At 69.4% G+C, this 21,167-nt stretch carries 18 protein-coding genes and 1 other RNA gene; 11 read left to right on the forward strand and 8 right to left on the reverse strand.

Annotated elements, in window-relative coordinates; genetic code table 11:
* The first annotated feature begins 15 nt into the window (after nt 1-15).
* From OED01_RS07500 to rnpB, 4 genes are all read left to right on the forward strand, one after another.
* Nucleotides 16-387 (forward strand): YchJ family protein, encoded by a 372-nt coding sequence (locus OED01_RS07500; RefSeq protein ID WP_264157742.1) that lies wholly within the window; start codon nt 16-18, stop codon nt 385-387.
* 42 nt (nt 388-429) lie between these two features.
* Nucleotides 430-1,161, forward strand: a complete 732-nt coding sequence (locus OED01_RS07505; RefSeq protein WP_264157743.1) for a zinc ribbon domain-containing protein — start codon at nt 430-432, stop codon at nt 1,159-1,161.
* 21 nt (nt 1,162-1,182) lie between these two features.
* Complete coding sequence (locus OED01_RS07510; RefSeq protein ID WP_264157744.1) at nt 1,183-2,868, forward strand: bifunctional 3'-5' exonuclease/DNA polymerase; 1,686 nt, start codon at nt 1,183-1,185, stop codon at nt 2,866-2,868.
* 14 nt (nt 2,869-2,882) lie between these two features.
* An RNA gene (gene rnpB / locus OED01_RS07515) (RNase P RNA component class A) lies at nt 2,883-3,243 on the forward strand.
* Between the two features lie 142 nt (nt 3,244-3,385).
* Here the strand turns inward: rnpB and ppgK are convergent.
* A complete protein-coding gene (gene ppgK / locus OED01_RS07520) occupies nt 3,386-4,132 on the reverse strand; it encodes a polyphosphate--glucose phosphotransferase (RefSeq protein ID WP_264157745.1) in 747 nt (248 codons plus the stop codon).
* 68 nt (nt 4,133-4,200) lie between these two features.
* Between ppgK and OED01_RS07525 the strand changes: the two genes are divergently transcribed.
* From OED01_RS07525 to OED01_RS07540, 4 genes are read left to right on the forward strand one after another with little or no spacing between them, the layout of a single operon-like run.
* Nucleotides 4,201-4,395, forward strand: a complete 195-nt coding sequence (locus OED01_RS07525) for an SPOR domain-containing protein (RefSeq protein WP_264157746.1) — start codon at nt 4,201-4,203, stop codon at nt 4,393-4,395.
* 8 nt (nt 4,396-4,403) lie between these two features.
* Complete coding sequence (locus OED01_RS07530; RefSeq protein WP_264157747.1) at nt 4,404-5,741, forward strand: glutamine synthetase family protein; 1,338 nt, start codon at nt 4,404-4,406, stop codon at nt 5,739-5,741.
* Nucleotides 5,742-5,747: 6 nt separating this feature from the next.
* Nucleotides 5,748-8,726 (forward strand): bifunctional [glutamine synthetase] adenylyltransferase/[glutamine synthetase]-adenylyl-L-tyrosine phosphorylase, encoded by a 2,979-nt coding sequence (locus OED01_RS07535; RefSeq protein WP_264157748.1) that lies wholly within the window; start codon nt 5,748-5,750, stop codon nt 8,724-8,726.
* A gap of 35 nt (nt 8,727-8,761) precedes the next feature.
* A complete protein-coding gene (locus tag OED01_RS07540) occupies nt 8,762-9,673 on the forward strand; it encodes a diacylglycerol/lipid kinase family protein (protein WP_264157749.1) in 912 nt (303 codons plus the stop codon).
* Nucleotides 9,674-9,680: 7 nt separating this feature from the next.
* Here OED01_RS07540 and OED01_RS07545 read toward each other — a convergent pair whose 3' ends face one another.
* Together OED01_RS07545 and glnA are read right to left on the reverse strand one after the other, a co-directional pair.
* Entirely contained in the window at nt 9,681-10,364 is a 684-nt protein-coding gene (locus OED01_RS07545; RefSeq protein WP_264157750.1) for an HAD-IA family hydrolase, read from the reverse strand.
* A 114-nt stretch (nt 10,365-10,478) separates the two neighbouring features.
* On the reverse strand, nt 10,479-11,903 hold the full coding sequence (gene glnA, locus OED01_RS07550; protein ID WP_264157751.1) for a type I glutamate--ammonia ligase: 1,425 nt from the start codon (nt 11,901-11,903) through the stop codon (nt 10,479-10,481).
* Between the two features lie 121 nt (nt 11,904-12,024).
* Here glnA and OED01_RS07555 point away from each other — a divergent pair, with 121 nt between their 5' ends.
* A complete protein-coding gene (locus tag OED01_RS07555) occupies nt 12,025-12,453 on the forward strand; it encodes an RDD family protein (protein ID WP_264157752.1) in 429 nt (142 codons plus the stop codon).
* Nucleotides 12,454-12,462: 9 nt separating this feature from the next.
* Here OED01_RS07555 and OED01_RS07560 read toward each other — a convergent pair whose 3' ends face one another.
* Nucleotides 12,463-12,942 (reverse strand): ATP-dependent zinc protease family protein, encoded by a 480-nt coding sequence (locus tag OED01_RS07560; RefSeq protein ID WP_264157753.1) that lies wholly within the window; start codon nt 12,940-12,942, stop codon nt 12,463-12,465.
* 26 nt (nt 12,943-12,968) lie between these two features.
* Between OED01_RS07560 and OED01_RS07565 the strand changes: the two genes are divergently transcribed.
* A complete protein-coding gene (locus tag OED01_RS07565) occupies nt 12,969-14,153 on the forward strand; it encodes a RimK family alpha-L-glutamate ligase (protein WP_264157754.1) in 1,185 nt (394 codons plus the stop codon).
* A 58-nt stretch (nt 14,154-14,211) separates the two neighbouring features.
* On the opposite strand, the gene OED01_RS07570 is transcribed toward OED01_RS07565, so the two are convergent.
* Nucleotides 14,212-14,922, reverse strand: coding sequence for a DUF4191 domain-containing protein (locus OED01_RS07570; protein ID WP_264157755.1), 711 nt, complete (start codon nt 14,920-14,922; stop codon nt 14,212-14,214).
* A 160-nt stretch (nt 14,923-15,082) separates the two neighbouring features.
* Here OED01_RS07570 and OED01_RS07575 point away from each other — a divergent pair, with 160 nt between their 5' ends.
* Complete coding sequence (locus OED01_RS07575) at nt 15,083-16,432, forward strand: hypothetical protein (RefSeq protein ID WP_264157756.1); 1,350 nt, start codon at nt 15,083-15,085, stop codon at nt 16,430-16,432.
* 6 nt (nt 16,433-16,438) lie between these two features.
* Here the strand turns inward: OED01_RS07575 and sucB are convergent, their stop codons facing one another.
* The 3 genes from sucB to OED01_RS07590 form a co-directional block, all read right to left on the reverse strand.
* Complete coding sequence (gene sucB, locus OED01_RS07580; RefSeq protein ID WP_264157757.1) at nt 16,439-18,190, reverse strand: 2-oxoglutarate dehydrogenase, E2 component, dihydrolipoamide succinyltransferase; 1,752 nt, start codon at nt 18,188-18,190, stop codon at nt 16,439-16,441.
* 64 nt (nt 18,191-18,254) lie between these two features.
* Complete coding sequence (lpdA, locus tag OED01_RS07585) at nt 18,255-19,628, reverse strand: dihydrolipoyl dehydrogenase (protein WP_264157758.1); 1,374 nt, start codon at nt 19,626-19,628, stop codon at nt 18,255-18,257.
* On the reverse strand, nt 19,625-21,112 hold the full coding sequence (locus OED01_RS07590; RefSeq protein ID WP_264157759.1) for a leucyl aminopeptidase: 1,488 nt from the start codon (nt 21,110-21,112) through the stop codon (nt 19,625-19,627). Before OED01_RS07590 ends, lpdA begins: the two co-directional genes overlap by 4 nt.
* Nucleotides 21,113-21,167: the final 55 nt, after the last annotated feature.

The raw sequence follows: 21,167 nt of genomic DNA on the forward strand, positions 1-21,167 counted from the left end.
CAGGAGAATGGAGCCATGCGCTGCCCGTGCCTGTCCGGTGAGATATTCGACAACTGCTGCGGTCCTCTGCTCGCGGGCCGAGCCGCACCGACGGCTGAGCGTCTCATGCGATCGCGTTTCACGGCCTTCGCCCGTGGCGACGCCGCACACCTCCTGCGCACGTGGCATCCGTCGACGCGCCCTGCGGAGCTGGAGCTCGAGGATGCGATCCGCTGGACGCGTCTGGACGTGATCGGCACGGAGCAGGGCGGACCGTTCGACAGCGAAGGCGTCGTCGCGTTCGAGGCGTTCTTCCGTGAGGCCGGCCAGGTGGGATCGATGCGCGAGCGCAGCCGGTTCGTCCGCGAGGGGCGCGAGTGGTTCTATCTGGACGGTGTTGCGGGCTGAGCTGCGCCCGCGGATGTCTCCGACAGCGGCTAGGTTGGGAACGTGAACGCCAGCCCCGAACAGCAGCGCCTCCTTCTCGACGTCGCCGACCTGGATCGTCGCATCCAGCAGGCAGAGCGCGCGCGCACCCAGCCGGCGAATGCCGCCCGCATCAACGAACTCTCCGCCCTCCGCCAGGCGCAGCTGCGTGAGCTCACCGCTCTCGCCGGTGTGCGCGACGACGCGGCGACCGAGCTGCGTCGTCTCGAGTCGGATGTCGCCGTCGTCGAGCAGCGCCGTGCGCGCGACGCCGAGCGACTCGCGGTCGTGACGAGCCCGAAGGACGCGCAGGGCCTCGAGAGCGAGCTGGCGAGTCTCGCCCGGCGCAAGAGCGATCTCGAGGATCAGCAGCTCGACGTGATGACCCGGGTGGAAGAGGCCGAGGCTGCGGTGGCCGCTCAGCAGCAGCTGATCGATGCGACGACCGCCGAGGGCACGGAGCTCACGACGCAGGCGAAGGCGCAGATCGCTGCGGCGACGACGGAGGGCGAGCACCTCGCGCGCGATCGTGCGGCCATCGTCGCGGGCATCGATGCGGCGCTGCTCGCGGATTACACCCGCCGAGCCGCGCGGACGACGGGTGCAGCGCTCCTGCGCGCCGGAACCTGCGAGGGATGTCGGATGGTGCTCTCGGGAATCGACATCGCCGCCATCCGCCAGGCACCGGCCGACCAGGTCATGTCGTGCCCGGAGTGCGGATGCATCCTCGTGCGCACCGAGGAATCCGGGCTGTGACGCTCATGCGCGCCCTGCACGGTGTCGCGCAGCGCTGAGCGCCGCATCGCGCTCGTCGAGACGGGCGATGCGTACACGGCCGTGGACCTCGACGCCGACAGCACCGAGCTCGAGCGGCGGAACATCGCACGCGACCGGCTGCCGGCGTGGATCGCGTCCGTCGAGGATGCCGCGCCGACGCGCTGGGTGATCCGCAGTGCGCGGGAGCTCTATCCGGCGCTCCTGCATGCCGGTGCGCGTCTGGGGCGGACCCATGATCTCGTCCTGTGCCATGCGATCCTGCGCGACACGGCGCTGCTGGCCGAACCGCTCGCGCCCTCGCGGGCGTGGATCGCGTCGGCGGCCGAGCCAGAGCCCCCGACGCTCTTCGATGCGCTGGCGTCGGACGTCGCGCGCGATCCGATCGAGGAACTGCTGACGCAGTATCGCGCGCAGCTGCGTGCGCTGTCCGGCGCCGCGGACGGTCGCCTCGCCCTGCTGTGCGCCGCCGAGTCCGCCGGCGGCCTCGTCGCGGAGGAGATGCGCGCCGGCGGCCTTCCCTGGGATGCCGCGACCCATGAGCGCATCCTGACCGACACGCTCGGCGAGCGGCGCGCCGGTGGGGTGCCGATGAAGATGGCCGAGCTCGCGCAGCAGGTCCGCGCCGAGCTGGACGATCAGAACCTGAACCTGGACAGCCAGCAGAAGCTCCTGCGCGCGCTGCACCGCGTCGGGGTGCTGGCGGAATCCACGAGCAGGTGGGAGCTGGCCGAGTTCGACCACCCGGCGGTCGCCCCGCTGCTCGCCTACAAGAGGCTGGCGCGACTGCTCAGCGCGAACGGGTGGGCGTGGCTGACGGAATGGGTGCAGGACGGCAGGTTCCGCCCGGTGTACATCCCCGGAGGAGTCGTCACCGGGCGCTGGGCATCAGCCGGCGGGGGAGCGCTGCAGCTGCCTCGCATGCTCCGGCCCGCCGTGCGTGCGGATCCGGGCTGGAAGCTCATCGTCGCCGACGTGGCGCAACTGGAGCCGCGGATGCTGGCGGCGATGGCGCGGGACGAGGCGATGGCGCAGGCCGCCCGCGGCACCGACCTGTATGCGGGGGTCGTGGCGTCCGGCGCTGTCGCCACCAGGGAAGAGGCGAAGTACGCGGTGCTGGGCGCGATGTACGGTGCGACCACCGGCGACAGCGGTCGTCTCGTGCCCCGGCTGCGCAAGGTCTATCCGCGGGCCATGCGCCTCGTCGACGACGCGGCGCGCACGGGGGAGGACGGCGGGGTCGTCTCGACGTGGCTCGGACGCTCGTCGCCGAAGCCCCCGGCGGCCTGGGCCGCCGGGCAGGCCGCGGCGAGCGGCGCGGAGGCCTCACCGGCGATGGTCCGAGAGGCGCAGCGCCGGGCACGGGAACGGGGACGCTTCACCCGCAACTTCGTCGTGCAGGGCACGGCGGCCGAATGGTCGTTGATCTGGTTGGCGGAGATCCGCCACCGATTGCACGCGCTCCCGGATGCGCGGACGCCGGCTCCGGCATCCGGACCCTTCGCGCGCGCTGCGCACCTCGCCTTCTTCCTGCACGACGAGGTCATCCTGCACGTGCCGGCGGAGGTCGCCGACCAGGCGGCGGATGCCGTGCGCGACGCCGCCGCCGTGGCGACCGAGCGGCTGTTCGGGTCCTTCCCGCTCGACGTCCCGCTGGATCTGCGAGTGGCCGAGACCGCCGAGAAGTAGACTGATGGGGTGAATGGGCCGGCTGGACGGTCGCGTGGCGGGAGACCGCACCGAGGAACGTCCGGGCTCCGCAGGGCAGGGCGGTGGGTAACACCCACCCGGAGTGATCCGCGAGACAGTGCCACAGAGAGCAGACCGCCGGGCCTCGGCCCGGTAAGGGTGAAAGGGTGGTGTAAGAGACCACCGGGGGCCGTGGTGACACGGCCCGCCAGGTAAACCTCGCCCGGAGCAAGGCCAGACAGAGGATGATGACGCGGCTCGCCGAGTCCTCGGGTAGGCCGCTGGAGCGTCACGGCAACGTGCCGCCGAGAGAGATGACCGTCGAAGGGGCGAAGAACCCCGGAACAGAACCCGGCGTACAGGCCGACCCATTCACCTCACAACGCCGAAGGCCTCGGCATCCTGATCAGGATGCCGAGGCCTTCGGCGTTTCGCTCCGGGGACCGTTCGCCTCGGAGGGGCCACGCGCCCAGAGGCTCGCGGCAGCGCGCAGCGCTGTCGGGAGTGGGCGTGGGGATCAGTCGCCGGCGAGCGACGCCGCGCCGATGATGCCGGAGTTGTTGCGGTGGATCGCCGGGACGATCGGGGTCTTGAGGTCCAGCAGGGGCAGGAAGTCGCTCGCGTTCTTGGAGACTCCGCCGCCGACGACGAACAGGTCGGGGCTGAAGAGGAACTCGATGTGCGAGTAGAACGCCTGGAGGCGTTCGGCCCATTCGGCCCAGGTGAGGCCTTCGCGCTCGCGTGCGGACGTGGCGGCCCAGCGCTCGACGGACTCGTACGAGCCGTAGTTGAGGTGTCCGAGCTCGGTGTTCGGAACGAGCACGCCGTCGTAGAGGAAGGCCGAGCCGATCCCGGTGCCGAGGGTCGTCAGCAGGGTGAGGCCGATGACGTCGCGAGCCGCGCCGTGGCGGGCTTCGGCGACACCCGCGGCATCCGCGTCGTTCACGAAGACGATGTTGCGCTGGAGTCCGTCGCGGAAGAACTGCTCGGCCTCGAAGTTCACCCACTGCTTCGATACGTTCGCGGCCGACAGCGTCTTGCCGCGCTTGACGATGGCGGGAAAGGCGACGCCGAGCGGCAGCGACGCGTCCTGCACATCCAGCGTCTTCAGCACGGTCTGCACGGCGATCAGCACGTCCTCCGGCGATGCGCCCTCAGGCGTGGGGACCCGCACCCGATCGGATGCCATCGTGCCGTGTTCGAGGTCGACGATGCCTGCTTTGATACCTGTGCCGCCGATGTCGACGCCGATCGCTTTTGCCATGAGCAATAGCCTACCGAGCGGGCCGACCGACAGTAGGATCGTGACAGTTGCTTACGAAGGGATCCGCCATGCCGGACAACGATCACAAGTACTGGTACAACTCGGTGACCGGCGAGGTCGAATTCGGCATGATCTCGCCGTCGACGGACCGTATCGGCCCCTTCGACACGGCCGAGGAAGCGGCGAACGCGCCCGAGGTGGTCAAGCGCCGTTCGGCGGCCTGGGCCGAAGAGGAAGCCGCCGAGAACGGGTGGGACTCCTGACGATGGGCATGGACAAGCAGCGGGACTTCGTTCTGCGCACGATCGAGGAGCGCGGCGTCAAGTTCGTCCGGCTCTGGTTCACCGACGTCATCGGCACGCTCAAGTCGGTCGCGATCGCTCCGGCCGAGGTCGAGGGCGCTTTCGCGGAGGGCATCGGATTCGACGGGTCGGCGATCGAAGGGCTGACCAGGGGCTCCGAATCGGATCTGCTCGCACAGCCGGATCCGACCACGTTCCAGACGCTGCCGTGGCGCGGGGAGATCGACCCCACGGCCCGCATGTTCTGCGACCTGACGACGCCCGACGGACAGCCGGCCGTGGCCGATCCCCGGCACGTCCTCAAGCGCACCCTGGCCAAGGCCGCGGATGCCGGGTTCACGTTCTACACGCACCCCGAGATCGAGTTCTATCTGCTGAAGTCCTCGACCTTCGGACCGGAGGGCCCCGTCCCGGTCGACTCGGCCGGGTACTTCGACAACGTGCCCGGTGGCACGGCGCATGACTTCCGTCGCCGGTCTGTGCGGATGCTCGAGGACCTCGGCATCTCGGTGGAGTTCAGCCACCACGAGGGCGGCCCAGGTCAGAACGAGATCGACCTGCGCTACGCGGACGCGCTCACGATGGCCGACAACGTGATGACCTTCCGGACGGTCATCAAGGAGGTCGCGATCGAGCAGGGCGTGTACGCAACGTTCATGCCGAAGCCGCTGAGCAACCACCCCGGCAGCGGCATGCACACTCACATGTCCCTGTTCGAGGGGGAGCGCAACGCGTTCTACGAGGAGGGCGCGAAGTACCAGTTGTCCAAGACGGGACGGCAGTTCATCGCCGGCCTCCTCAGGCACGCGAACGAGATCGCCGCTGTCACCAACCAGTTCGTGAACTCGTACAAGCGCCTGTGGGGCGGTGACGAGGCACCGAGCTTCGTGACCTGGGGCCACACCAACCGTTCGGCACTCGTGCGGGTGCCGATGTACAAGCCCAACAAGAGCGGCTCGTCGCGCATCGAGTATCGCGGCATCGACTCCGCCGCCAACCCGTACCTCGCGTACGCGCTCATGCTCGCGGCCGGCCTCAAGGGCATCGAGGAAAGCTACGACCTGCCCCCGGAGGCCGAGGACAACGTCTGGGCGCTCAGCGACGCCGAGCGCAGGGCGCTCGGCTACGAGGCGCTGCCGGCGAGCCTGGACCACGCGCTGGAGTTCATGGAGGCCTCCGAACTGGTCGCCGAAACGCTCGGGGAGCAGGTCTTCAACTACGTCCTGCGCAACAAGCGCAAGGAGTGGGAGGCCTACCGCGGCCAGGTCACGCCCTTCGAACTGAAGAGCAACCTCGAGCTGCTCTGACCGCGCATGGCACGGCCGGTCGACTCCGTCTCGCTGTCTGCGCTGGCGCGCCTGGGCTTCACCGAGCTCAGCGCCGCCGCGCAGTCCCTCACCGAGCTCGCCGAACTGACCGGCATCGATCGGGGCATCCTGATCGACGGAGCCGCCGGCGGTGCCGACCCGGATGCCGCGGTCGCCGGGATGCTCCGCATCGCTCGGCGCGACCGCACGCAGATCAGCGGCCTGCTCGCGGATGACGAGACCCGTGCACGGCTCTGGCGGGTGCTCGGGGCATCGCTCGGGCTGGCGGACTTCTTCCTCCGGCATCCGGACGCCCTGGACGTGGTCGCGGAAACCACCGTGGCCGTGCCGGATGCCGCCGGCCTTCGGGCCCGGCTGCTCGACGCCGTCGGGGCGGAGGACGGCTTCGCCGACACCGCAGAGGACGAGGCATGGGTGCGGTTGCGGGTCGCCTATCGCCGCGAGCTCGCGCGGATCGCGATCGCCGATCTCTCGCATCCGCGACCGGCCGACCTGATCCCTGCGGTGAGCGCAGGGCTCGCGGATGCCGCAGGCGCGGCGCTGGAGGCGTCCCTGGCTGTGGCGAGGACCAGGGTCGCCCTGTCGTCTCGTCGCGAGGCTGTCGCGGCGACGCAGCTCGCGATCATCGGGATGGGCAAGGCCGGTGCTCGCGAACTCAACTACGTCAGCGACGTCGATGTGATCTTCGTCGGCGGCACCTCGGACGAGAACGTCGTCGAGGAGAGCCGGGCGATCGACATCTCCACGCGGCTGGCGCGCGAGACCATGCGGGGGCTCTCCGGCATCGAGGTCGAACCGCCCCTGTGGGAGGTGGACGCGGCGCTGCGCCCCGAGGGGAAGCAGGGCGCCCTGGTGCGCTCGCTGGCCTCGCATCTGGCGTACTACGACCGCTGGGCGAAGAGCTGGGAGTTCCAGGCGCTGCTGAAGGCGCGTCCTCTCGCGGGTGACGCACAGCTCGGCGCGGCGTACATCGAGGCGGTCCAGCCGAAGATCTGGTCGAGTGCGGCCAGGGAGAACTTCGTCGACAGCGTGCAGCGCATGCGGGAGCGCGTCACCGCGCACATCGACCCGGAGGACGCTCCGTACCAGCTCAAGCTCGGCGAGGGGGGCCTGCGCGACATCGAGTTCACCGTGCAGCTGCTGCAGCTCGTGCACGGCCTCGCCGACCCCCGCATCCGCACGCGCGGCACCCTGGAGTCGCTCGACGCGCTCGTCGAGCGCGGGTACATCGGGCGCGCCGATGCGGCCGCCTTCGCGGACGACTACCGGACGCTCCGGCTCCTCGAGCACCGGCTGCAGCTGCGCGAGCTGTCCCGTACGCATCTGATGCCCCGCACCGACGAGGGCCGTCGCGTGCTCGCCCGCGCGAGTCGTCTCGCCGACTCCGGTCCCGACGTGTGGGCGCTGTGGGAGCGCGTGCGCCGCGAGGTCCGCGACATCCACACCCGCTTGTTCTACCGTCCGCTGCTCACGGCCGTCGCGTCCTTGCCGGAGGAGGGGCGCAGCCTCTCGACCGAGCAGGCGCACGACCGCCTGGCCGCCATCGGGTTCCGCGACCCGGCCGGGGCCCTGCGCCACATCGGCGCCCTCACGAAGGGCGTGAGCCGGAAGGCGACGATCCAACGGCACCTGATGCCGGTCATGGTGCGCTGGTTCGCTGACGGCACGGACCCCGATTACGGACTGATCGCCTTCCGCCGCATCAGCGAGCGGCTCGGCGACACCCCGTGGTTCCTGCGGATGCTGCGGGACTCGTCCGGCGCCGCCGAGAGTCTGACGAGGCTGCTGTCCTCGTCGCGCTACGTGGGTGAGCTGATGGAGTGGATCCCGGAGTCCGTGGCGTGGCTGGACAGCACCGAGTCGTTGCGGCCGCGCGCGGCATCCGCTCTCGATGAGGAGGCGCGGGCGATCCAGACGCGACACGAGAAGACGACCGACGCGCTCCGAGCCGTGCGGGGCCTGCGTCGTCGGGAGCTGCTGCGCACAGCCATGGGGGCGGTGCTGGACGTGCTCACGATCGAGGAGATCGCCACAGCTCTCACCGGCATCACGGACGCGACGATCCAGGCGGGCCTGCGCGCCGTCCGTCGCGAGGTCGTCGCGTCCGAGGACGACAGCCTCGACTTCGCCGTGATCGGGATGGGCCGCTTCGGCGGCGCAGAGCTCGGATTCGGTTCGGATGCCGACATCCTCTACGTCTACGAGGCGAACGACGTCGAGCCGCAGCGCGCCCAGCAATTGGCCGTGAAGCTGGTGAACGGCCTGCGAGAGCACCTGACCGATCAGCGCGTTCCCCTGGATCTGGACGCGGATCTTCGCCCTGAGGGACGCAACGGCCCCGTGGTGCGCACGCTGGACGCCTACGCGGAGTACTACCGCCGGTGGTCGCTGTCCTGGGAGGCGCAGGCGCTGCTGCGTGCCAGAGGCGTCGCCGGCAGCACGACGTTGATCAACCGCTTCATGCGACTCGCGGACAGCGTCCGCTACCCGGAACAGGTGGATCTGCAGGGCGTCAGGGAGATCAAGCGCATCAAGGCGCGTGTCGAGGGCGAGCGCCTGCCCCAGGGGGCGGATCCGAGACGTCATCTGAAGCTCGGACCAGGGTCGCTCAGCGACGTCGAGTGGCTCGTCCAGATCATTCAGCTGCAGCATGCATCCCAGATCGAAGGTCTGCGCACGACGTCGACGCTGCAGGCACTGGATGCCGCCGTGGCGGCCGATCTCGTGCCGGCCGACGGGGCGGACCGGCTGCGCGAGGCATGGCGTCTGGCGAGTCGACTGCGCTCGGCCATCACGCTGCTGACCGGGCAGACCAGCGACGTGCTGCCGTCTGACCGACAGCAGTTGGATGGGATAGGCCGGCTCCTGGGCTACGCGGACCGCTCGGCCACCGAGGTGGAAGAGGACTATCTCGGCGTGACACGCCGAGCGCGTCGTGTCTTCGACGAGCTCTTCTACGGATAGTTGCCATATCGGTCGCTTCCACCCAGGCTGAAGACATGAGCATGAAGATCGGTGTCGTCTGGAATCCCTCCAAGGTCGAAGAGGCGGAGTTGCGCTCGGCTGTCGAGGAGGCCTTCGGAGATCAGGTCCAGTGGTGGGAGACCAGCGTCGACGATCCTGGTCGGGGGATGGCCGCCGAGGCGCTGACGGCCGGATGCGACACGGTCCTCGCGGTCGGCGGCGACGGCACGGTGCGCGCGGTGGCCGAGACGCTTGCGGGATCGGATGCCGTGCTCGGGATCGTGCCGCGCGGCACGGGCAACCTGCTCGCCCGCAACCTCGAGGTGCCGCTGGACGACATTCCCGCCGCGCTCGAGCGGATCGCTCGCGGCGAGGTACGACGGATCGATCTCGGTTGGGTCGAGATCGACGGTGTCGAGCACGCGTTCGCGGTCATGGTCGGATTCGGAGTCGACGCGCAGATGCTCGTCGAGACGGATGACGATCTCAAGGAGCGCGCCGGATGGCTGGCGTACGTCGAGGCCATGGGCAGGGCCCTCGCGGGCACCGAGATGACCGGCATCACTCTGACGATCGACGACGGCGACGCCCAGGAGGTCCGGGGGCACACCCTGCTGATCGGGAACTGCGGCATGCTGCAGGGCGGCATCCGGCTCCTCCCGGACGCCGTGCTCGACGACGGCCGACTGGATCTGCTGCTGGTCAGCGCGGACGGTGCGCTGCAGTGGATGGACACGGTCCGCTCCGTGGTGTGGGACAACGGCATCCGCCGCATGTTCGATCGTGAAGCCGTCGCGGTCAGCACGGACTCGACGAGTCACGTGACCGCGGAGCGCATCCGCGTCGAGCTCGAGACCCCGCTGGCCTTCGAGATCGACGGGGAAGAGGTCGGCGAGGTGACGATGTTCACCGTCCGTGTCCAGCCGGGCGCGATCCAGGTCCGCTGAGCCGGGCTCACGGGCGTCGCAGCTGCACCGCCAGGTCGACCAGATCGGTTGCGTGGACATCGAACCGCTCGCCGGGAGCCGGGGGATCGCCGTTCGGACGCGGCACGTAGGCGGTGCGCATGCCGGCGGCCCTCGCCGCGCGCAGGTCCCATGCGTGCGCGGCCACCATGATCGGCGGCTCGGCGTGCGCGACGCGCGCGATCGCGAGACGGTACACGTCCGGATCCGGCTTGTAGGCGCCGGCATCCTCGGCGGAGAGCAACCCGTGCCACCGCATGCCGCTGCCGGCATTCAAGCCGATGAGCACGCGAAGGCTGGCGTTCGACAGCCCGACCACGGTGTGCTCCGCCGCGAGCGCGTCTAAACCCGTCAGGGTGTCTTCCCACAGTGAGAGCCGTTCCGAGGCACCGAGAAGGTGCGCGGATGCGTCGGAGGAGAGCAACCCTGAGGCTCGGAGATCTGCAAGAGCTTCGGCATCCAGCGCCTCGCTCGGCACGAACGAGCGCCGTCCGGACGTGATCCACTCCTCCTGGGCCGAGACGTGACCGAGCCAGCGCCGGACCAGATCGGCGGCGGCATCGTCATCGATTCCGGCGGCCGCCGAGACCTGACGCTCGAGGCTCCCGGTCTGATCCACGAGCGTGCCGAGGACGTCGAAGACGAGCACGGTCCGATCCGGGATGTCGCTCATACCGGAGACGAACACGACGGCAGAGCGGCTATTCCCGAGACGGACCGATGAGAACGCGAGAACCCGCCTCGGCACGTGGCTGAGGCGGGTTCACGGGAACGGCGTTCGGCTGTGTCAGACGCCGAAGTACAGCTCGTATTCGAACGGGTGCGGACGCTGCGCGATCGGCAGGATCTCGTTCTCGATCTTGTAGGAGATCCAGGTCTCGATGAGCTCCTCGGTGAACACACCGCCCTCGAGGAGGAACTGGTGGTCGTCACGAAGGGCGTCCAGCGAATCCAGCAGCGAGTTCGGGACCTGGGGGATGTTCTTCGCCTCCTCCGGGGGAAGCTCGTAGAGGTCCTTGTCGACCGGCTCGTGCGGCTCGATGCGGTTCTTGATGCCGTCCAGGCCCGCCATCAGCTGCGCGGCGAAGGCGAGGTACGGGTTGCCCGAGGCATCCGGAGCGCGGAACTCGATGCGCTTGGCCTTCGGGTTCGAACCCGTGATCGGGATGCGGATCGCCGCCGAGCGGTTTCCGGCCGAGTAGACCAGGTTGACCGGGGCCTCGAAGCCCTTGACCAGACGGTGGTAGCTGTTCAGCGTCGGGTTCGTGAAGGCGAGCAGTGCCGGCGCGTGCGCGAGGATGCCGCCGATGTACCAGCGGGCGATGTCGCTGAGCTGTCCGTAACCGGCCTCGTCGTAGAACAGCGGCTTGCCGTCCTGCCACAGCGACTGGTGCGTGTGCATGCCGGATCCGTTGTCGCCGTACAGGGGCTTGGGCATGAAGGTCGCGACCTTGCCCCACTCCTCGGCGGTGTTCTTGACGATGTACTTGAACTTCAGGATGTCGTCCGCCGAGTGCACCATGGTGTCGAAGCGGTAGTTGATCTCCTGCTGACCGGCCGTACCCACCTCGTGGTGCGAACGCTCCAGGATGAAGCCCGCATCGATCAGCTTGAGCGTGATGTCGTCGCGGAGGTCCGCCGTCTTGTCGACGGGGGAGACGGGGAAGTAGCCGCCCTTGTACGGGGTCTTGTTGGCGAGGTTTCCGCCCTCTTCCTCGCGGCCGGTGTTCCACGCGGCCTCCTCGGAGTCGACCTTGTAGAAGCTCTCGCCGGCGGTGACCGAGTAGCGGACGTCGTCGAAGATGTAGAACTCGGCCTCCGGCGCGAAGAACGCGGTGTCGGCGATGCCGGTGGAGGCGAGGTACTTCTCGGCCTTCTTCGCGACCTGACGCGGGTCCTTCGAGTAGATCTCGCCGGTGCGGGGGTTGTAGATGTCGAAGACCATGACCAGCGTCTTGGCCTCGCGGAACGGGTCGAGATACGCCGTGGTCACGTCGGGGATGAGCTGCATGTCCGACTCGTGGATCGACGCGAAGCCGCGGATCGACGAGCCGTCGAACAGCTGGCCCTCCGTGAAGAAGTCCTCGTCGACCGTCGACGCGGGGATGTTGAAGTGCTGCTGCACGCCGGGCAGATCGGTGAAACGAATGTCAAGGAACTTGACGTCGTTCTCCTTGATGTAGCTCAGCACCTCGGAAGAATCGGTGAACATGTATCACTCCTGATGACGCGGATAGGGGGCCGGAGACCTTTGTGAAGGCTAGGGGTGCGGGGTTTCTCTGCCGTGTCCTGAATGTTTCCGGCATGTTACAGCGGCTCGGTAGGATCAGGGGGTGACGGATGCTGTGTACTCCTACCCGGGCGAACGACTGGGGCTTCCCGAAGCCGGATCCGGCAGCATCGGACGGGTCGGACGACGTATCGCGGCTCTGGTGATCGACTACGCGGCTGCGACGATCCTCGCGACCGCGTTCCTCGGCTACGACCAGTTCGCGCTGCCCGCCGAGGCCGGCGTGACCATGTTCACGCCGATGATCGTGTTCGCCGTGCTGCAGATCGTGTTCATCCCGACGCTGGGCGGCAGCCCCGGTCACCGCATCGTCGGGCTGCGGGTGGCGCGTGCCGACGGCGCGTGGGTCGGGCTCTGGCGTCCGATCGTCCGCACGCTGCTGCTGGTCTTCGTGGTGCCAGCCGTGATCTGGGATCAGGATCAGCGCGGTCTGCACGACAAGGCGGCGGGAACGATCCTGCTCCGCGCCTGACCGCGCGACTCAGTGCCGTCCGCGGTTGCGGCGGCGCGTCTCCTTCGGAGCACGTCCGCCGAGGAACGAGCGCGCAGGGTCGACGACGAATCCTCGGCGCAGCGCTTCGCGTCCGATCAGCATCCGGAAGCCCATCTCGTCCCGATTGCTCAGCGTGACCTCGGACACGACGAGACGGTCGACGATCCGGATCGCGAGCAGCACGACGAGACGTTCCTGCTGGTGGCCTGAGGAGCTGCGCACGCGTCGGCGGTCGTGGATGGGGCACTCGACGACCGTGGTGTCCTCCTGGCTCTCCTGCCATGGCTTGACACGGAAACGGACCCAGGACTCGCCTTCGCGCTCGAACTCTTCGACGTCGTAGGCGTGCAGGGAGGACGTACGTGCCCCGGTGTCGATCTTCGCCTTGATCCAGTCGACTCCGGCATCGGGCAGGCTTACCCATTCACGCCACCCCGTGAGGGTGTTTGAATGGAGTGTCCGACTCATGCTCTACATCCTGGCAGGAAATCCCCTTGAAGCTCGCCGTCCTCTCCCGTGCGCCGCACGCCTACTCGACCCAGCGTCTGCGCACGGCCGCGCTGCAGCGCGGGCACGACGTGAAGGTGCTGAACACCCTGCGCTTCGCGATCGACCTCACCGAGGATGAACCGGACCTGCAGTACCGCGGGCGTCCGCTCAGCGACTACGACGCGATCCTGCCCAGGATCGGCAACTCGATCACCTACTTCGGCACGGCCGTCGTCCGCCAGTTCGAGCAGATGGACGTCTACACGCCCAACACGGCGAACGGCATCTCCCAGGCGCGCGACAAGCTGCGGGCCAACCAGATCCTGTCCCGTCACAACATCGCCATGCCCGCAACAGCGTTCGTGCGCAATCGAGCAGACGTGCGGCCTGCGATCGAGCTGGTCGGCGGTGCGCCGGTCGTCATCAAGCTGCTCGAGGGCACGCAGGGCATCGGGGTGATCCTCGCCCCGCAGGTGAAGGTCGCCGAGGCGATCATCGAGACCCTGCATTCGACCAAGCAGAACGTGCTCATCCAGAAGTTCGTCGCGGAGAGTCGCGGCCGCGACATCCGTGCGCTCGTCGTCGGAGACCGTGTCGTCGCGGCGATGCGCCGGGTCGCCGCTGGTGACGAGTTCCGATCCAACGTCCACCGCGGCGGCACGGTCGAGCCGGTCACGCTTGACCCGATCTACGAGCAGACGGCCGTCCGGTCGGCTCAGATCATGGGTCTGCGAGTCGCCGGCGTCGACATGCTCGAGGGCGAAGACGGACCGCTGGTCATGGAGGTCAACTCCTCGCCGGGGCTGCAGGGCATCGAGCAGGCGACCAATCTCGACGTCGCCGGCGCGATCATCGACTACATCGCCGGCCAGGTCGCGTTCCCCGAGATCGACGTGCGTCAGCGTCTGAGCGTGTCCACCGGCTATGGCGTCGCCGAGCTGGTCATGCACGCCGGCGCCGAGCAGGTCGGAAGGCAATTGGGTGATCTGGGCCTGTGGGACCGCGATATCACGGTGTTGACGCTGCACCGCGGTGTGACGGTGATCCCCAACCCGCGCAAGCACGTCGTCCTGGAGGCGGGTGACCGTCTGCTCTGCTTCGGCAAGCTCGAGGAGATGCGCTCGATGATCCCTGAGCGGCGCCGTCGGCGGGCGAAGGTGCGTCGCCTTCCGAAGGACGCGCGCGGCTGAACGGGAAGGCGCCTCTGCTCCGGTCCGGAGCAGAGGCGCCTCTTCGTGTTCGCCGAGATCAGCGCGGGCGCTGAGCGCGCGCCTTCATGGGGTCGACGCCCTTCGGGATCGGCAGGGACGTGACCGACTGCGAGACCGAGCCGATGCGGCGGATGACCGCCGCCATCGTCGTCTTGTCGATGGCCTTGGGAAGCTTCTTGATCGTCTTGGCGAGGTCGGCGATGGCCACTTCGTCCTCACCGTGGCCGACGTAGAGGACGGTCACGGGAACGCCGTGCGCCACCCGCTGTGCCTTGGTGCGCTCCTCGTTCACGAGGCGCGTGAGGCGTCCGCGAGCACCCTCGCCGACGACCACGATGCCGCCGCGGCCGACCGCACGGTACACGGCCTCCTGCGTCTTCGGGTTGATGCCCACCGGGGTGTCCGAGGCCTGCCAGTTGCGGCCGAGGCTCGTGCTGAGCACGTGGCCGGAGGCGCCGGGCATGCCGTCGATCTTCGCGTACATCGCCTTCGTGGACATCCGCGTCATCAGCATCAGCGCGCCGAGCACACCGACCATGAGACCGGTGATGGCCCACAGGACCAGCGTCCACACCTGAAACGGAGGGATCAGGTAGCCGACGACCAGACCCAGCAGGATGCCGGCGACGAGGATCGCGATCTGAGCCCAGGGGAGCCACGAGTACACCTCGCGCGTGAACCGGAAGAGGGACTTGAGCTGGGAGAAGAACCCAGGACGCTTCTCGGGTTCGGGATCACGCTTTGCCATGTGTATAACACTACCGAGTCGATGAATGCGCCGGTGACGCGTTCGCGGCCGGCGCACTCGCCCTGCACCGCACCGCGGTGACGACGGCCTGTCCCCAGCCCCGCGGATCGACGCGGCATCACTCCGCGCCGTATCCTCCCGCTGTGGTGTGCTCTCGGGCATGAGGATGACGCAAGAGGACGGCGTGCTGGTGGCCGGCGTGCATCGATCGATCCGATCGCTCGCGCCGGGCGAAGGGCCGTGGCGGGGGACGCTCGTCACGGATCGGGACGACGTGGCCGTCTGGTGCGAGATCGACGGAGCGGCTGACGAGATCGATTGGCGCTTCACGGGGGCGGCTCACGTCGCCGCGCCGACGGACATCGCCCGCTCTGCGAATGGTCACGGCGCGCTGCTGCCGTGGTGCACCACACGAGTGACGACGTTCCTGGCGCGCCGAACGGCCGGTGCCGCAGCGCTCGACCCCGGCGAGTGGGGCACGCTCGTGCTGAGCCTGCTCCGCGGTCTGCGCGAGGTCGCCGAACGCGCGGATCCCGCGTTCGCCGGTCAGTGGTGGCTCACGGACACGGGCCGCCCGCTGTGCGTACCCGGTGGCACGACGACGGCACGCGACGGGGCAGTCGAGATCCTCGGCGTCGCGCAGGCCGCCTGCTCCGACCGTGCGCTGCGTCGCATCCTCCTCGGGATCCAGGAGTCGGTTGCGGAAGCCATGCCGACCGGTGCCAGGGTGCGTGGGTGGGAGCGTGAGCTGCTGGACTTCGCCGCACCGCGCGCACTGCGTCTGGATGAGAACCCTCTTCAGGCCGCGCCTGACGTGTCGGTCGCGCAGCTCAGGACCGCGGGGTCGGAGAGTCCCCTGCGGAGACGTCGCGTGCGCTCGGAGGGAACGCCGCTGCGGTCTGTGCTCGAGCAGGCGTCGTCGTGGGGGACTGCCTTGATCGGGAGGCTGAGACGTCCGAAGGGCTCACAGGCCTCGTCCACGCGCGGTCGTGACACGACCAAGACGGCCCGGCCGCGCGGTCGGATGATCCTCGTGGCCGCGGCGACAGCCGCTGCGGTTCTGGGCGTCGGTCTGCTCTGGCCGGGTGACGAGCCGGCACCCACGCAGGCGGCGCAGTCCGCGCTCGATGATGCACCGCCGCGACCGGCAGCCACGCCGGTGACATCGCCGTCGCCGGGGGACGAGCCCGATGCGGCGGCCGAGGTCGCTGCCAGTGCCGAGGACCCGGTGGTGGCCGCAGAAGCGGTCCTGGCCGCTCTCGACGAGTGCGCGGCTGCGTCAGACGAGTCCTGCGCCGCGGGGATCGCACGAGGTTCCAGCGCACGTACGGCTGATGTCCTCCGCTCGGATGCTGCGGGGGAGCCGGCCCTCGTCGACGACTACGGCGATCTCGCGGTGATCAAGGTGGGCACGCCCGCGGTGCGTGAGCAGATGCTCGTGCTGGTCCGCCAGAACCAGAAATGGCTGGTCCGCGACGTGTACGACGTCGCGGACCAGCCAGTGCTGTGATGAGGCTCAGGCGCCGAGGTTCGCCTCGAACTGCGCAGCCTCGAGGCGTGCCTTGATGGCACCCAGGAAGCGCGCCGCATCTGCGCCGTCGATGATGCGGTGGTCGTACGAGATCGCGAGGTACACGTACGAACGGACGGCGATCGCGTCGACGCCGTCGACCGTGATCACGCCGGGGCGCTTGAACACCGTTCCGGTGCCGAGGATCGCCGACTGCGGGAGGAACACCAGCGGCGTGTCGAACAGGGCGCCGCGCGAACCCGTGTTGGTGACCGTGAAGGTGCCGCCTGCGAGCTCATCGGGCTTCAGCTTGTTGTCACGCGTGCGAGCCGCGAGATCGGCGATCTCGTGCGCGAGCTGCGCGAGGTTCTTCGACGCGGCATCCCGCACGACCGGTGTGAGCAGGCCGCGCTCGGTGTCGACGGCGATCGAGATGTTCTCCGACGCCGGGTAGACGATGCTGTCGCCGTCGACCGTCGCGTTGATGATCGGGAACGCCTGAAGCGCCTCAGCCGCAGCGAGGGTGAAGAACGGCAGGAAGGAGAGCTTGTCGCCCGTCTTCTGCTGGAACGACGCCTTGACGCTGTCGCGGTACTTCGCCAGCGCGGTGACATCGACCTCGACGAACGTGGTCAGCTGGGCCGTCTGCTGCATCGAGGCGACGGCGCGCTCGGCCACGACCTTGCGCAGCCGCGACATCTTCTGCGTCGTGCCGCGCAGCGGCGAGACCTCGAGCGGTGCCGGCGCGGCGGCGGCCGCGGGGGCGGGAGCGGACTGTGCGGACTCGGCCGCTTTCAGCACGTCCTCCTTGCGGATGCGTCCACCGACGCCGCTGCCCTTGACCGTGCTGAGGTCGACGCCCTGCTGCGCAGCGAGGCGGCGCACCAGAGGCGTGACGTACACGCTGTCGGACTCCGCGGTCGCAGGGGCGGCCGGGGCGGCAGCAGCCGGAGCCGGTGCAGCGGCCGGAGCCGGAGCGGGAGCGGCAGCCGGAGCCGGAGCAGCGGCAGCAGGCGCCGGAGCAGGAGCCGGGGTCTCGGCCGGTGCCGGAGCAGCTGCCGGTGCCGGGGCAGCAGCGGGTGCCGGGGCAGCAGCGGGAGCCGGGGTCTCGGCCGGTGCCGCAGCAGCGGGTGCACCCGAACCGACGCGGGCGAGCACGGCGCCGACGGCGACGGTCTCGTCCTCGGCGGCGAGGATCTCCTGGAGCACGCCGGCGACCGGCGACGGGATCTCGGTGTCGACCTTGTCGGTCGAGATCTCCAGCAGCGCCTCGTCGACGGCGATCTCGTCGCCGACCTGCTTCAGCCAGCGGGTGACGGTTCCCTCGGTGACGCTCTCGCCCAACTCGGGGAGGACGACATCGGTGCTGTCGCCGCCGGCGGCGGGGGCCGGAGCGGCCGGAGCATCTTCTGCCGCGGCGGGAGCGGCGGGCTCTGCCGGTGCAGGAGCGGCCTCCGCGGGCGCGGCCTCGGTCTCGGCCGGAGCGGCAGCCGGAGCATCCGACGACGGCGCGGCGGCGGAGCCGTCACCGATGCGCGCCAGCAGCGCGCCGACCTCGACGGTCTCGTCTTCGGCGACAAGGATCTCCTCGATCACGCCGGAAACAGGCGAGGGGATCTCGGTGTCGACCTTGTCGGTCGAGATCTCGAGCAGGCCTTCGTCAGCCTGAACGGTGTCTCCTACCTGCTTGAGCCAGCGGGTGACCGTACCCTCGGTGACGCTCTCTCCGAGAGCGGGGAGGACCACGGATGTGCTCATGACTGAGTCTCCTTAAGGAAGTATGTGACGCATCAAGCTTACTGACCTGGGCGCCGGGTGGTGCTCAGAGCGCGTGCAGTGGTTTTCCGGCGAGAGCGAGGAATGCCTCGCCGAGCGCCTCACTCTGCGTCGGATGAGCGTGGATCAGGGGTGCGATGTCCTCGGGGTGGGCTTCCCACGCGACGGCCAGCTGGCCCTCGGTGATCAGCTCGCCGACGCGATCGCCGAGAAGGTGGACGCCGAGGACGGGGCCGTCCTTCTGACGCACAACCTTGACGAGCCCGCCGGTGCCGATGATCTCGCTCTTGCCGTTGCCGGCCAGGTTGTACTCGTAGCTGACGACACCGTCCGCTCCGTGCTCGGCCACGGCCGCGGCCTCGGAGAGGCCGACCGAGGCGACCTCGGGGTTCGAGTACGTGATCTTGGGGATCTGCGACTCGGGGACCGGCGCGGGGGAGAGGCCGGCGATCCGCTCGGCGACCGCGATCCCCTGAAGGAAGCCTCGGTGCGCGAGCTGGAGGCCAGGGACGATGTCGCCGACCGCCCAGAGTCCGGGGACGCCCGTGCGCAGCTGCTCGTCGACGATCACGAATCCGCGATCGAGGGTCGCGCCGGCCTCGGCGAACCCGAGGCCGTCCGTCACCGGCCCGCGGCCGACCGCGACGAGCAGGTAGTCGCCCGTGAAGGTCCGACCGTCCTCCAGGGTGACCGTGACGCTCGACACGTCCTGCTCGGCCGACTGGAAGCGGGTCCCGAGCGAGTACTGGATGCCGCGACGACGGAACGCGCGCTCGAGGCCCTTGCTCAGAGCGATGTCCTCGTTGGGGACGAGGTGCTCCAGGCCCTCGATGATCGTGACCTCGGCGCCGAACGAGCGCCATACGCTGGCGAACTCGACGCCGATGACGCCGCCGCCGAGGATGAGCACGCGTCCGGGGATCTCGTCCAGCGCGAGAGCCTGCTCGCTGGTCAGGACGCGTCCGCCGATCTCGAGTCCCGGAAGGCTGCGGCTGTACGACCCCGTCGCCAGCACGACATCGCCACCGGTGTACACGTCGTCGCCCACCGCGACAGTGCGGTCCGGGTTCAGTCGGCCCTCTCCGGCGACGACCGTGATGCCGCGGGCCTTCACCAGGCCTTCGAGACCCTTGAACTTCTTCGCGACGATGCCCTCGCGGTAGGCGCGTACGCCGGCCGGATCGACGCCCTGCAGCGTTGCGGTGACCCCGACCGATGCGGCGTCGCGCACGTGGTCGGCCACCTCGGCGGCGTGCAGCAGCGCCTTCGTCGGGATGCACCCGCGGTGCAGGCAGGTGCCGCCGACCTTGTCCTTCTCGATCAGCGCGACGCTCTTGCCGAGTTCGGCCGCACGCAGCGCTGCGGCGTAGCCACCGCTCCCGCCGCCGAGGACGACGACGTCGAACGTGTGCGTGCTCATGCCGCATCCTCCGTCTTTTCGGAGCCTGCCGTCGCCTCGGCGAAGGCGACGAGCGAGCGGACGGTCGCGGCCGTCGGGCCCTTGTCCACGAAGCCGTACGGTGCGCCGTTGTGCTCGCTGGAACCGGCGATGTCCAAATGCACCCATGGGATGCGGGGCGCATCCTCGCCTTCGCCGACGCGACCGATGAAGCGCTGCAGGAACAGCCCGGCGAACATCGAACCGCCCGCGCGGTCGCTCATGTTCGCGTTGATCATGTCGGCGATGGGGGACTGGAGCGACTCCGCCATGTACTCCGGCAAGGGCAGCGCCCACGCCGGCTCGTCGACGCTGCTCGCCGCTTCGAGATACTGTGCGACGGCATCATCCGAGCCCATCACACCCGTGTGGCGGTGCCCGAGCGCGACGAGGATCGCACCGGTGAGCGTCGCGACGTCGATGATCACGTCCGGGTTCTCGCGACTGGCGGCGACGAGACCGTCGGCCAGTACCAGGCGGCCCTCGGCATCCGTGTTCAGCACCTCGACGGTCGTGCCGTCGAGCATGCGCAGCACGTCGCCGGGGCGGGTCGCCCGACCGGAGGGCATGTTGTCCGCGATGCACATCCACGCCGTCACGCGGACCGGCAGGCGCAGGGCGGCGATCGCGCGGATCGCGGCGAGGACCGTGGCGGAACCCGCCATGTCGAACTTCATGCCGACCATGCTGGCCGCCGGCTTCAGGGACAGGCCGCCGGTGTCGAACGTGATGCCCTTGCCGACGAGCGCGATGTGGCGTCCGGCGTCCGCGGGCGAGTAGTCGAGCCGCACCAGGCGAGGCGGACGGTCGGAGCCCTGCCCGACACCGAGGATGCCGCCGAAGCCCTGCTCGGCCAGGGCGGTCTCATCGAGCACCTCGACGGAGATGCCGGTGCCCTCCACGCTCTCGACGGCGCTGCGGGCGAGGTCGTCCGGACTCTGCCACTGCGCAGGCACTGCGACGAGGTCCTTCACGAGCGCCATCGCGTCACCGAGCGTCTGCGCGCGGGCGATGTCGGCATCCGTGAGGGTCTCGCCGTGCACGATGATCGCGTCGGCGCGGTTCTTGCCGCTCTCGGAGCGGTAGCCGTCGAAGCGGTAGCCGCCGTACACGGCTCCTTCGACCGCGGCCGCGGCGAATCGGGTCAGGTCCTCCGCGAGGCCGATCGACACCGTGGCGAAACCTGTCAGCGTCCGCGCGGCGGTGCCGGCGGCATCCCGCACCGACGACGACGTCGCGGGGGCGCCTGCGCTGACGACCGCGAGCGGCACGGAGGAGACCTCCGGCAGATGCACGCGGGCGAAGGCGTTGGCCGAGCCGGTGAAGCCGATCCCGTCGAGCGCCTCCGCCAGGCCTGGGTAGGCGGCGAGAGCCTCGGGGGTGGTTTCGGAGATGACGAGCACTGCGGCGTCTGCAGCGCTCCCGGGAAATGCGTCGGTGGTGTGCGAGAGCACGGGAAGCGTCATGCCTCCATCCTAGGGACGCGACGCCCGACGGGCCCGCGAAGACTGCGGCCGTGTT

This window comes from Microbacterium sp. M28, assembly GCF_025836995.1.
Taxonomy (GTDB): Bacteria; Actinomycetota; Actinomycetes; order Actinomycetales; family Microbacteriaceae; genus Microbacterium.

Excerpts from the sequence above, each read along its gene's own strand:
- OED01_RS07500 (WP_264157742.1), top strand. The coding sequence starts at position 16 with ATGCGCTGCCCGTGCCTGTCCGGTGAGATATTCGACAACTGCTGCGGT.
- ppgK (WP_264157745.1), bottom strand. The coding sequence starts at position 4,132 with ATGGCAAAAGCGATCGGCGTCGACATCGGCGGCACAGGTATCAAAGCA.
- OED01_RS07525 (WP_264157746.1), top strand. The coding sequence starts at position 4,201 with ATGCCGGACAACGATCACAAGTACTGGTACAACTCGGTGACCGGCGAG.
- OED01_RS07530 (WP_264157747.1), top strand. The coding sequence starts at position 4,404 with ATGGACAAGCAGCGGGACTTCGTTCTGCGCACGATCGAGGAGCGCGGC.
- OED01_RS07535 (WP_264157748.1), top strand. The coding sequence starts at position 5,748 with ATGGCACGGCCGGTCGACTCCGTCTCGCTGTCTGCGCTGGCGCGCCTG.
- OED01_RS07540 (WP_264157749.1), top strand. The coding sequence starts at position 8,762 with ATGAGCATGAAGATCGGTGTCGTCTGGAATCCCTCCAAGGTCGAAGAG.
- OED01_RS07545 (WP_264157750.1), bottom strand. The coding sequence starts at position 10,364 with ATGAGCGACATCCCGGATCGGACCGTGCTCGTCTTCGACGTCCTCGGC.
- glnA (WP_264157751.1), bottom strand. The coding sequence starts at position 11,903 with ATGTTCACCGATTCTTCCGAGGTGCTGAGCTACATCAAGGAGAACGAC.
- OED01_RS07560 (WP_264157753.1), bottom strand. The coding sequence starts at position 12,942 with ATGAGTCGGACACTCCATTCAAACACCCTCACGGGGTGGCGTGAATGG.
- OED01_RS07570 (WP_264157755.1), bottom strand. The coding sequence starts at position 14,922 with ATGGCAAAGCGTGATCCCGAACCCGAGAAGCGTCCTGGGTTCTTCTCC.
- OED01_RS07575 (WP_264157756.1), top strand. The coding sequence starts at position 15,083 with ATGAGGATGACGCAAGAGGACGGCGTGCTGGTGGCCGGCGTGCATCGA.
- sucB (WP_264157757.1), bottom strand. The coding sequence starts at position 18,190 with ATGAGCACATCCGTGGTCCTCCCCGCTCTCGGAGAGAGCGTCACCGAG.
- lpdA (WP_264157758.1), bottom strand. The coding sequence starts at position 19,628 with ATGAGCACGCACACGTTCGACGTCGTCGTCCTCGGCGGCGGGAGCGGT.
- OED01_RS07590 (WP_264157759.1), bottom strand. The coding sequence starts at position 21,112 with ATGACGCTTCCCGTGCTCTCGCACACCACCGACGCATTTCCCGGGAGC.